The sequence below is a fragment of the Methylocaldum sp. MU1018 genome (assembly GCF_053646775.1).
The window spans coordinates 635754-648153 of the sequence record NZ_CM132195.1 but is presented as its reverse complement, the minus strand read 5'-3'; the positions used below and the strand labels follow the sequence as shown (position 1 = coordinate 648153).

Sequence of the window (12400 nt, the reverse complement as noted above, 5' to 3'; positions counted from 1 at the left end):
CAATTCAGGAACCGTCATTATTGCCAAACCAGTGCCGGGTGCCCCGTTGATGCCTCGTCTCACGGATCAGAATGCATAACTCCAAGTGGCCGACAGGGCGCCCTCACGGCGAAGCTGGGTGCCATTGACATCATCACTCACGGGTTGAATCCACTCGAAACTCAGGTTATGGCCCCGCAGTTCCCCGGTTGGTACGAAGGCATTGAGGCCGAAGCCCACATCCCAGTAGCGCCCGCCGTAATTGGACGGGTAATCCATCGGTCCCAGCTTGTTGAAAGTTCCGTTATATTCGCCCCGGATCGTACCTTGTACGGTGTAAACGCCGCGTATCGAGGCCGAAAGCCAATCCAGCAGACTATAACTGCCCCAGGCGGTGGTCTGGAAAATATCGCCAAAAGCAAAACCGCTCTCGTTCTTGTCCTCAAGTCTTACGGTTCCATTCACCTGCGCGCCCCAGGAATATCTATCCAACCGTCCCGTATACGTGAGGCTGGGCTTGAAATCCCAGGTGCCGCTCCCTAGCTGCATCCCGTAGTGTTGAAATCCGACATCCAGTCGGTGGGTATCCCTGAATTTAAGGTCAACATCGCCCGTTGGCGCACTGACGCCCAAAGTGCCGTGCACGTGATGCACGGGCGTGTCGAACAGTTTGAACAGGGCGTACATTCCCGTATCGCCGACGCCGCCCGTGGTGTGCTCATGCAGGGTATGGTGTTGGATGAGGTTCTGCTGGTCGAAACTGGCCGGCGGGGCGCCCGCCAACTCCCGGTTGGACATGTTCATATCGACGAACTGGGGCATCAGCATCAGATTCAACCAGTCGGTCGGCGCATACATGAGATCGAGCATGATCATATGCATGTTCATCTCGCGCGGCGTGATATAGCAGGGATCGCCATTACAGCCATTTTGCACGATAGCCGAATCGCCGACTCTGTTCGAACCCCGAAGCATGTCGCCCGACTGCGTGCCGTACATGTAACGAACCCCGACCATCATGTCGCCGGCCTTGCTTAGCATATGGTCGAACATGACTCCCGCAGGAGCATGAGCGCCGTGGTGGCCATGTGCGCCGTGACCGGCGTGGTGATCGTGGCCGCCGTGACCGCCGTCGTCTTCTCCCAGATTCAGGGGCAGTGCCTCCAAATCCACCTTCAATGTCGCATTCACCATGTAGTAGCTGAAATCCGAATAATTCCCTTCTCCGCCTCCGCCCAGCTTCAGCGAACCGGCGTGGGAGTAATATTCGGCGCCTGCTTCGAGACGAATGCCTCTGGCGAATTGCTTGGTCACGGTAATGCCACCGCTCAGCGCACCGAAACCCGAGAGCCGATGATCGCTCGAGTAATGCGCAGGAAGCTTGCTTCGATCGAAAGGAATTTTCTTATTAATCGGATTGATTACCGACTCATCGACTTTATTCCCGCTTCCGTCGACAAGATCGAAATTGGCGTCGCGAAAATATTCCTTTCCATTGTTCGGATTGTTTGCGTCGACAAGAATCGGCCTGCCGAGACTATCGACCGCGTTCTTGCTGAATGCTTGATCGGAGACGAGGTAGGGCACGTAGAAATCGGCGGCGTCTTGCGAGTAATACCGTATTCTGGGCGCGATGGTCCAGCCATTGCCTACTGGTTGTATCCACTCACCTTCGAAAGTATGGGAGGTAATGCCCCAGTCGTCATGAAAAAGACGATAATCAAAATGCACGGCCGCATCGATACCATCGATATACTGGGTCAAGTGCATATTCCCTATGAATTGGTTACGTTCATCGGGCCGTTTTTCAAGCAGGCCGATTGCCACTCCGTTCAATATATCGCCTGTTTGCGCGGGATCGATGAATGCGGTCTCGACGACCTTATAGGGGTTTGCCAAATACCCGGTGCTACGGGTATAACCAAAATCCGTCTTGAAAAGCGTGTTCTTGCTCAGCACCTGAGATAGACCAAGGACTGTAGCCCAATCCTGCCGGTTGCCGTGGAGGACATTGTTTCCTCCTTCTTTCCTGAGTAGGCTGCTGTCCGATGTGTCATTGTAAGATTGAAAACCAGCGGTCGTATCCCAAATATAAGGAGCCGCATCGTGGTCGATTATGGCGCGGGTGTCGCTGTTGGTGTAGCTCAAGTCGAGATTCAAGGTCGTCAGCTTCTGGTTGAAATCCAAAAGCACGCCCAGATTGCCGAATCGCGATTCGTAGTCGGGTTCCCCGGAAATACCGGCGCCCGCATTCAGCGCCACCTCGTCCCATTCGTAAGTCAGATTGATGTCGCCTTGCTTCCGCACTTCGGGCGATGCGGAGGAAAGCGTATGCACCAACTGGGTATCCTTGACATATTTACCCGTCGAGGGGTCCAGTTTGAGCGGGTTATGTTGCCTATCGAAGGCTACGAAATTGTTTTGCAAGAAAGGCGTCGCTCCGGCAATGACTCCTCCCTCTTTATTGCCCCCAAAAGATAATGGCGCAGTGGCGATCGGCGTGGCTCCGCTCCATACATCCTGCGTATAGTTGAATACGGATTTAAGCCGATCGGTCAGGTTGATCGCGGCACTGCCGTGAAGACTATCGACTTCTATAGGCTTGAATCTACTCTTTACTCCGAAGAGATTCCGATTGCTCTCTCGATAGTAGCCATACTGAAAACCGACCTCTTCTTCGGCGGCGAAGCCCTGTGACGGCATTACGCCCGGCAGAGATAAAGCGGCTGCCGTCAGCGCATGCAAGGATGCGCTCACCGGAACCGAAGGCTTCGGTTTCGCACGGATCGACCGTAGAAGTCCGGTCACATGCCGATAAGCGGACGTCAGAAAACGGTCTTTTTGGTTTTCGGCATCAGGCATTTTCGATGATGCCGATTCAGTAGCAGCCACATCCGCCCCCTCCGGCAGAGCCACCGCCCGATGACGCCTCGCGGCTGATGTACTGATGCGAACGGAATGAACTCTGCATGGGATGGGGATCCAGGGCCATTTGCGGTTTGGCGAGATTGCCGCGTTCCCACGGATTAACCGATACGCAGCCCGACAGTCCGGCGCCCAGAACGAAACACAATACCAACGCCGCTTGCTTCATGACCTTCATATACCGCTTATCTATATATTCGCAATCTTCTTCGGATATTCCAGGCGCATCCCGTTGACGGGCCCAAAGCGGCCACGTTTTTTATGACGGTATATCGGAATAGTTTTTTCAGCGGGCTGGAAATCCGGCACGGGAAGATAATCCACGCCATCAATAATTCCTAAGCAAACGAGAGATCAATGAGGCATGGGCGGTTCGCCGGCATGATTATCCCGGCTATCTTCTTTCCGGGCTTTCTTCCAATAACTTTTCGGCCAGGACTCGCATTTTCTGGGCTTCTCCGGGCCGAAAACCATAATGGATATCACGAATGACGCCGTTGCGGTCGATCAAGTAAGAGGACGGCATGGCCTTGACATTCAAGTCTTTCGCGCACTGTGCGTCATTGTCGGCTACGGTGGTAAAGTTAGCCGGGTATTTGGCAAGGAACTTTTTAGCATCCTCGGGCGCCGAATCCAGGTTTACGCCAATGACTTGCAGCCCTTTCCCCTCGAGGTCGCGATTCAACTCGTTCAAAAATGAAAAGGATTTTGCGCAAGGAGGGCACCAAGAAGCCCAAAAATCCACGTAAACGACTTTGCCGTGGAATTGCTTCAGGTCGAAGCGTTGTCCGTCACCGATCGACGTGAATGCGCAACTCGGTGCCTTGCTGCCCACCCCTGCCGCTATCGTGTGAATTGGAGAAAGTGCCAGCGTGGCGCAGAGTAGGATCGATATGTGCTGGTTCATTTGGAGAGCCGTATCTGATATGCGCTTGAGCAGCCCCGCGTATAGATTATCCGTCGATTGAAAGTTCGCACGACGGAATCGGCGGGAACTGCCGCGCTCGATCGTTACTGGACTTGTAGTAGCTGGATTTCCGTACCCGTATGTCGATTATCCTGGGTCATGCAATGCCATACGACGTCGAAAGTTCTTGCGCCGGCCTTGGTCTTGGTGACCGATATATAGTACACCCCGGCTCCGCCGTTTAGCTCAACGCCCGTACTATAGCCCGGGTCCCCCGAAACGGTATCGGTGGTGGTCGTCATTTGGTTTCCCTTCTGAATATGAAGGCTCAAAAACAATCCTGAGACAGGCGGGGAAAAATCCTTTATCCCGCCGAAAAGATGGTGCGGCGTTCCATTGCCATCGTCGAAACAGGTGACTGCCGCGAGATCGGTTGCGCTCGCATTTGTTCCGCCACCATCTATCAACCCTCCCCCACTATGAGCCGATACGCTACCCGGTTGCGCGAGTGCGGCCAAAATCGACGCGGATATAAATGCCTTTAAATATGTATTTTTCATAGAAATGCCCTCATGTCTCTGGTGTACTAACAACCAATCCCTTATTTATTTCATCGGCCTCTCTTCCTATATTTCCCTGCTCGATTATTTCTTTAGAGCACATCGAAAAACCGCGCACTTCGATCCGCTCGGTGCGAACGGTTCTCATCGGATCGATCGGTTCCGCTCGTGCCGAGCCTGTCGAAGCCTGAATCGGGTAGGTTTTCGGGGTGCCCTTTATATAAATATCCCGAAAAGAAACGGATGCAACGACAGTCACCACTGAGTGCTGTTTCCCTTTGAAAGTGACTCCAGTTTTATTTTGGCCAACTGACGCACCGACTCATCGCTGTCTTCGAGCGCTTGTTGAAGCAGTGCGATATCGTCTCCTGCACTGTTTACCGCCGCTAGCCGTACCGATACTTCGCTGTCATGCATCGCCTCTTGCAAGGCAGCGGCCGCCCCGGCGCCTTCGCGACGCGCAAAACTTGAAATGGCTTGCATTCTTACTCTCGCGTCCTCGTCTGACAGCGCAGTTCTCAGCGTATCTCTGACAGTCATATCGCCCTTTCGTCCTCCCGCCAGCAGGCGCCCGACAGCCTCGGCTCGTTCCGCGGGATCGTCCGACTTTGCCATTTTTACCAACGCGTCGGTTTCATCCGGCTCCGATGCGGCCGAACAGTCGGCTTGACTACTCGGGCTTGCCGACCTCGTTCCGAATGTCGTCCCGAGTATCCAGACTTCCGCGGGCTGGCGCTGCGAGCGATCATTCGATGACGACTTCGCGTATCGAGCGACGAGGCTGGCCTTATGATCAAGCAGGCATTCGATAACCGGCTCGACCGTTGCCCCGACACAGGTCGCCGTGACTAATCCGTCGGGCAAAACGGAATGGTTGATCCGCACGCCTGTTTTTTTCGATAGCTCATTAAACACCTGAGCCAATGGCGCTTGCCTTACTTCCAGTTGCAGTTCAACCCCTGCTTCGCCGGTCGTGATCACCTGCACGTTTTGTTCGCTCGGATTGCTGCCGCCTCCGGCCGCCAACAACAGCCCGGGCCACAACAAGAGCGAACCGGCCATCCGAAACCTGCCTGGAGTCATGCCAACCTCCTAAAAAAATTACCGCAGATACTCAAGACTGCGGTTTTTCGTGGACGGACAAACACTTCTGACGCCGAGGCAAATGGAACCGGAGCTTTCTGGACGAGACGGTGTAATCGGTGCCGATGCAGAGCTTTCATGTGAAGAAGATTGCGCATAGTACCGCGAAGTGTTTCCAAGCCGACGATCTCTGTGGTTGTTTTCAACCTGCTTACGTAATAGAGCGGGTTATTGCTCAGGCAATCTAAAGAGCGATTTTCGACCCATGCCGTCGCAGGATGTACCGGCCGTCGGGAAGGCACGCTCGCATGATTCCAAATTAATTGGCCTGAACAATAGTTATCGGGATGGCCTCGTACCGCTCTGCGTAGCGAAATTCAATCAGTCAATTCTAGCATCACTGTCCACCGATCTTGCTCGCTGTTTTTTTATAGTTATTGTCCCGCCAGCCAAATCAGAATCTTCCCCCGTTACCGCCGCACGGTCCTCTTCGGGTAAATATCGGCGGACAGGTTCGGGGCGTTTCTGCAACCGGTATGGATGGGACCTCGCTTTCCCGTTTCAGTTCGGGCGCATAAGCCGGCAGGTAAAAGATCCCGTCCGGTCGCGGCGAACTTCCGCCCGCGCTCTACCCCGTGACTCCGATGCGCCTTCAGCCGGCGCTTCGGGCAACCCCTCTCTTGCAGGGCGATTTTCCGCAAAACGCTCAGGCGCCGCTTTTCGCCCTTTCGCCGCCTACACCGCTGTGCCCGTGGGGACCGTGCCGTCCCTTCTCGGTCGCCGTAATCGCCCTTTAGTTATCGAATCAACAATCAAAAATGTGGCGACCCACACTAAAAAATTCTACGGCGACCTCCGTCGCCGTAGCCCAGGAGAGGGAGTCATCGTGCCGCCACGTTCGCACTCCCTTTCCCGTGATTTCCAGCCGTCTTACGGCTGAGGCCAAACTTGAACGCCATTCTGCTGAATCGCGGGCAGGTCGCGATTGATCTGCTCGGCGGTCGGCGTGATGGTCACGTCTATACCGGTGCCACATTCCGCAGGAAGCGGATTGGCCGCGACAGCCGCCGAAATCGGCGTAGCCGGAAGACCCGTCGTGTTTCTGACGACCTTCAGCGTGGCGGGAGAGTCATAGGCGTGGGATCCTGAACCATCGTATTGCGAACCGACCGCGGGCGTCCACAGGTTGACAGTTTCGTCCGAGAACTCGGAAGTGTTCGTCACCTGGCAAACATCGGCGATCGGTATCACGAAGGTCACGCTCTTGGCGCACGAAGAACTCTTGATTCTGATAGCGTCCGTCCGGAAGGGAACGGTGCCGACATAATTGACTCCCGGCAGGCCATTGCCGCCTCCCGCCCAAAATCCGACCACATTCCCCAATGCATTGGTTTTCTGACCTTCGGCCGGAAACAGACTGGTGTCATAAACTTTCTTGCTGTAACCCTCTCCCGCACCCTCGAGCCAATCGGTGACCGACGTTCCATCGGCATCCGTACCCGATACCGTGGCAGTAGCATCCGGAAACACCACGCTCGTGCCAATGACCGGCGTACTATTATTGTTGGTGGCCGGATTGTGACAACCGTGGCCAATCACCACGCTGTTGTAGACTCGAGTACCCTCGAGAATGACGGGCGTTTGCAGCCTAGTATGGGCGAAAAGACTCTGACTCGCGGAAAAGATTGCGACGGTAGCCAGCGACCCCGCAGCCAGCTTCTTAACATTGACTAGATTCGACATTAGCTCTCCTTAGAAGATTTTTATCGTAAGCAGTTTGTTATCACATCAGCCAAGGCATTTAAGCATCATTCATACCACAACCATATTGCCTTGATTTTGTTTGAGCCGCTTTTTACGGATCGGTCTTCCGCATCGGATAGTACGTGAAATGCCGCAGCGACTGCGGCATTTCACACACTCAAGGCATCGACGGAGTGGCCGACACTCGCGGTGGAAACGCAAGATAGAAATCCTCTCTATCGAGGCTCAAATTTGGATTGAATGCAGGGTCTGAAAACAATAGAGGACCCCAGCGCTTTCGCATGAATTCTTGTTCCCGGGCGAATCGCGCCTGTTTTTCAGGGGTATCTTCGTAACCGCGCGTAGCCGATTCGTGGTGGTAAAGGTTGGCAAAAGGCGTCCATAGATTGCGGTATCCTGCCCGGCCCAAACGCAAGCAAAAATCGACGTCGTTGAAGGCGACCGCCAACTGCTCGTCGAGTCCTCCCACCTCATCGTAAACGTTTTTGCGTACGACGAGACAGGCGGCCGTGACCGCGCTGAAATTCTGGATCAATGCAGCGCGGCCGACGTAACCGGGGTGGCCTTTGGGAAACCCCTTGTGCGCATGGCCGGCGATAAGATCCCCAAGCAATATTACGCCGCCGTGTTGCAAAGTATCGTTGGGATACCATAAACGCGCGCCGACGGCCCCGATGCCCGGCCGCATCGCATGGCTGACCATTTCTTCCAGCCAATCGGCGTCGACAACCTCGAGGTCATTGTTGAGCAAACCGAGGACCTCCCCACGCGCATGTCGGGCCGCGGCATTATTCAGCGCCGGGAAATTGAACGGACGGCCGTCACGCAGCACCCTCACTCGGGCATCGAGCGTCAAACGGTCTAGATAGCGCAAAGTGGCGGGATCATCGGAGCCGTTGTCTACGACAATGATTTCATAGGCCGGATAGTCGGTTTTGTCGAGAATCGAATCGATGCACGTTCGCAGCACCGACAGACCGTTGTGGGTCGGGATGATCAGCGTTACCGGCGGGATGGGCTTCGGCAGGGCATAGCGGACGCGGAAGGTTCCGCGAGCCTCGGGGTTGTCCAGCACCGTGCCCGTCAGTCCTTGCCGAGCCAAATGTTCGGCAATGGCCCGCCGTCCGGATTCGATGGCGTAACGCTTCTGGTCGATGTCTATTGCCGTGCTGCCGGGAATAATGCGCCAGTGATACAGGATGCGCGGAATGTGGCGAATGGTGCTCGGCGCGACGCTATCGACGAAGCGCAGCACCATGTCGTAATCCTGAGCGCCTTCAAAGCCGATACGCAGGCCGCCTAGCCGTCGAAGCTCGACGGCGCGGAACACCGCCAGATGTGTCACCAGGTTGTGCGAACGCAGCAGGTCGGGATTGAAATCAGGTTTGAAATAAGCATCCAGGCGCTGCCCCTCGGCGTCGATCTTGTCTTCGTCCGAATACAGGAGCGTTGCGTCCGGATGTGCGTTGATCTCCGCCGCCACCCAGAAGAGCGCATCGGGCGCGAGTTCGTCATCGTGATCGAGAAAGGCGACATATTCTCCGGTAGCCAGTTCCAGCGCGGAATTGGAGGCGGCGGAAATATGGCCGTTGGTTTCGCGGTAGCGGACACGGATTCGTTTGTCGCGCGATGCATAGTCGGCAAGGATCATGCGCACGTGAGGCGCAGTAGACGCATCGTCTGCGATGCACAGCTCCCACGACTCATAGAATTGAGCGCAAACCGATTCGATGGCGCGCCGCAAATAGACTTCCGGCGTGTTATAGACCGGCATGATTACCGAGATTGTCGGCCGATGAGCCAGCGATCGCATCGCGGCGATTTTTTCAGCCGTAGACAAAGGCGCGCTATAAAGGGCAATCCATTCCGAGTAGAGTCTCGGCGGGTCGGCGGCAAGCCCTCTGTCAAACCTGTAGAGAAAACCGTTGGCGCCTTCCTGGCTCAGAATTTCGCCTATCCGGCGGAGAACTCCGATGACCGAGCGGCGCCGGAGTTCTTGCCGCAATAGATCCGTTCCGCGCACTGCCAGCAGCCAAGTGCGTTTAAGCTCCCGCAATGGACGAGTCAGCCGCCAAGAGATCGAATTGAGAAGGCTCTGGTTTATCGCCTGACATGCGGCGAGGCGGCGATGCGCATCAGCCAACTCGCTCTGCGTCTTTCTCAGGTCTGCCGTCATGTCGTCCAATGCGGTTTGGACCTTGCCGAGTTTCGCCTTGCTCTGTTCCAGTTCCGACTGCACCGAGCCCAACTCGCTCCAGCGGCGGTGATATAAGTCGGACATCGCCTTGAGATGGGAGCCTTCGATGCGGCTTTTCCACTTGGTAAATAGGGCGAGAGCGGCCCGATGTATATTTTCCGGATCGGGAGTGAATGGAGATCCGCCTGAAGCGCCGCCCGTGAAATAGGTCGCCGTTACCCGTCCGGTGTGGATGAACCGACAGACCTGGGAAAGCTGCAACCAATAATCCCAGTCCTCATAGAGATCCAGCGACTCATCGAAACGCACGCCCTCGACGAAACAGCGGCGGGGAAACAGCGGCGCATGCAAAGGGATAAAATTGCCGACCAGAAGCTTGGCCTCTTCGAACGGCTCCGCGAATACGCGGAAGACCTGCCGTTTCGGATCTTCTCGATCGACGCATCGCACGCCGGCGTATGCTACGGCGTCGCGGACGCCGTCCGCCTGACGCACAGCATCGGCCAAATGGGCATAGTGGCCGGCATCCACGGTATCGTCATCGTCGAGCAGCGCGGCATATTCTCCGCGCGCCGCATCCAGCCCCGCGTTCGCGGCAGCGGCTCGCTTTAGCGGTTTTCCGCCGTCGTTGACGATACGCAATGAAAAACACCCGCAGCGGTCGCCGAGCTTGCGATGCTCGCCGCCCTTGGCATTGACGACGACCACCTCGATATTCGGATAGGTCTGTAACGCAACCGCCTGCAACGTTTCGTTCAACGTCGGACGGTCCATGCTGCGAATAATCACGCTCACGAGCGGCAGATCGTGCGGATTCGTTACCGGCTCGTCCGGGAAATTTTGGCTTTCTGTCAACATCAGCCCTTCTAAAATTCAAAAAAAACCAGCGGGCCGGCATTATTCCGACCACCGAAGGAAGGCGCAATGGGTATACGGCAAACGCATCCGGTAGGAATCCGATGGCAAGGCGATCCCGTCGATCGCTAGCCGTTCGATATGAAGGAATTCTCGACCAGTTCCGAACGATGCATGCGGCTCATCATTCCCAAAATCAGTTCAGCAGTCTTTCGACGTGCATTCGAAATTCGAGCATTCTCTCCGCCATGCCGCGCCAATATCCGCGATTCTCGATGGCGACGAACGCTTCCGCATATTTGCGGGGAGCGTTCCCGGGAAGATAAAGTCCGCGATAGGCCGCCAACCCCAGGCTGGCGGACAGATAATCGCAATGAGCGAGTGGCAGTTCGTACCGGGAAATCGCCGATCGTTTGAGATCGGCCACATCACTGATGTCTATCACGCAGGTGGCGGGAAGGGGACTCCATATTTCGTAAAAAAAAGCCTGGCCTGAGCCCTGCCGACGGCGCCAGCAGGCGAGGATCGCTTGACCGATAGCCGCATGGTCGCGGTGGTAATCGAGCACCGAGGGCAAAAATAGCCAATCCGGGCGGAACGCCTGCAGCAGCGTCGTAATGTCTCGTTCAAACCGGGGAGTGCTATGAAAGCCGCCGTCGGGCTCATCGAGAAACGCGAAGTCGCTCACCCCGAGCACTGCCAACGCGGCGGCCGCTTCCCTGCGCCGTATCGCCGCCGCTCCTTCGGGCAAGGTGCCGGCTCCAGCGCCGTCGGTGACGAAGACGACCTTGACCTCGCAACCGTTTCTTCGAAGCAATGCTAGAGTTCCGCCGCATCCCAAGGTCTCATCGTCCGGATGAGGCGCGAAAACCAGCACCTTGCCGCTCTCGAGCGGCGTCAGTATTTTGGGCAGCGGGCACAGCCGCAGTTTGGCGATCCTCGATCGCCATCGCCCGTCGATAAATCGTTTCATAATGGTTTGTGACTTCTATGATATCCGGCCACGCTTCGGCCCTAGCCCGGCCCTTCGACGCAACGGTCCTTCTCAGTTCTTTATCGTTCAGAAGGCGCTCCATGACTTTAGAGAGCGCCTCCGGCTCCGACGGAGCCAATACGGCCCCGTCGCCGACGACTTCCGGCACCGCTCCGACCGCAGTGCATACGGCGGCCAATCCTGCCGAGAGAGCTTCGAGATTGGCCAGCCCGAAAGATTCCGAGGCGGAAGCGCTCACGTATAAATCGGCGGCGCTCAGGTAGAGGCCGATATCCTCCGTGGCGACGAACAAAATCTCCCGCGCGAGGCCTGCCCGCCTCCCCATAGCCGACAGGTCGCCATGATCCCCCTCGCCCAAAATCACCAACTGAACGCCGGATTGCTTTTCCAGCCGGGCGCAGGCTTCGATCAACAGCGGAAATTGTTTGACCGGTGCAATGCGCCCGACGCCGAGCACATAGAGCGTATCGCTCTTCCAACCAAGCAGATTTCGTGCCACGCTTCTGTCATAACGATTGATTACCGGCCGGGCATGGTAGATATGCCGCCAAGTCGCCGGAGGGGGATGAATGTCGAGGTCGCTAGCCAGTTGCTCCAGGGCCCCCCGAGACGGAGACACGACCCAGGATGCCGCCAATAGGGTGCGCGCCTCCCAACGGCGCATCCAACGCATCGCGCGCCGGCCGATTCGAACCCCGTCGTAGCGGATCGCCTCCGAGTAGCAGCCGAAGCCGTGCTCTGTCACGCCCCAGCGCGCATCAAGCCCCGGATGGAACCGCGAAAAAAAGCGAAAGCCCGCGGCAATGATGGGATCGTGGCAATGTACATGAGTATGTCCGTGCCTCGCCGCGAGCTTGGCGGCAAGCCTACCCATATTCAAGCGTTCCAGCACGACATGGATCAGAGCGGAAAAATCGGTATCGCCGGATTTGCGCGCGGCCAATCGGGACAGCAGACGGTGAAGCCGGCGTTGCCATGCCGCGGCTTTCGGCCCCAGATCGCTCTGACAGGCATAATCCACCACCAAGTCCCGCCGGCCAAACTCCTCGATCAAGGGGATGAGGCTGCGTCCGAGGCCATAGCGCCGGTCCGCTTGCGTTTCCCGCGTAACCATCAGTATCTTCATGCTCGGACCC

At 56.5% G+C, this 12400-nt stretch carries 9 protein-coding genes; all 9 read right to left on the bottom strand.

The genetic code is table 11. The features are described from left to right. Positions 1 to 66: 66 nt before the first annotated feature. Positions 67 to 2871 (bottom strand): DUF3570 domain-containing protein, encoded by a 2805-nt coding sequence (locus ACWJKU_RS03035; RefSeq protein ID WP_454145637.1) that lies wholly within the window; start codon positions 2869 to 2871, stop codon positions 67 to 69. Next, positions 2858 to 3082, bottom strand: a complete 225-nt coding sequence (locus ACWJKU_RS03030) for a DUF4266 domain-containing protein (RefSeq protein ID WP_454145635.1) — start codon at positions 3080 to 3082, stop codon at positions 2858 to 2860. The genes ACWJKU_RS03035 and ACWJKU_RS03030 overlap by 14 nt, the downstream gene beginning before the upstream one ends. Before the next feature lie 216 nt (positions 3083 to 3298). Further along, complete coding sequence (locus ACWJKU_RS03025) at positions 3299 to 3811, bottom strand: TlpA disulfide reductase family protein (protein WP_454145633.1); 513 nt, start codon at positions 3809 to 3811, stop codon at positions 3299 to 3301. 104 nt (positions 3812 to 3915) lie between these two features. Then, a complete protein-coding gene (locus tag ACWJKU_RS03020) occupies positions 3916 to 4371 on the bottom strand; it encodes a hypothetical protein (protein WP_454145631.1) in 456 nt (151 codons plus the stop codon). A 255-nt stretch (positions 4372 to 4626) separates the two neighbouring features. Next, positions 4627 to 5454 carry a HEAT repeat domain-containing protein gene (locus ACWJKU_RS03015; protein WP_454145629.1) on the bottom strand — a complete coding sequence of 276 codons (828 nt, stop codon included), beginning with the start codon at positions 5452 to 5454 and terminating at the stop codon, positions 4627 to 4629. Between the two features lie 930 nt (positions 5455 to 6384). Continuing rightward, complete coding sequence (locus tag ACWJKU_RS03010; protein ID WP_454145627.1) at positions 6385 to 7197, bottom strand: hypothetical protein; 813 nt, start codon at positions 7195 to 7197, stop codon at positions 6385 to 6387. A gap of 178 nt (positions 7198 to 7375) precedes the next feature. Further along, a complete protein-coding gene (locus ACWJKU_RS03005; protein ID WP_454145625.1) occupies positions 7376 to 10273 on the bottom strand; it encodes a glycosyltransferase in 2898 nt (965 codons plus the stop codon). A gap of 193 nt (positions 10274 to 10466) precedes the next feature. Next, positions 10467 to 11087, bottom strand: coding sequence for a PIG-L deacetylase family protein (locus ACWJKU_RS03000; protein WP_454145623.1), 621 nt, complete (start codon positions 11085 to 11087; stop codon positions 10467 to 10469). A gap of 28 nt (positions 11088 to 11115) precedes the next feature. Beyond that, complete coding sequence (locus ACWJKU_RS02995; protein WP_454145621.1) at positions 11116 to 12390, bottom strand: glycosyltransferase; 1275 nt, start codon at positions 12388 to 12390, stop codon at positions 11116 to 11118. Positions 12391 to 12400 lie beyond the last annotated feature (10 nt).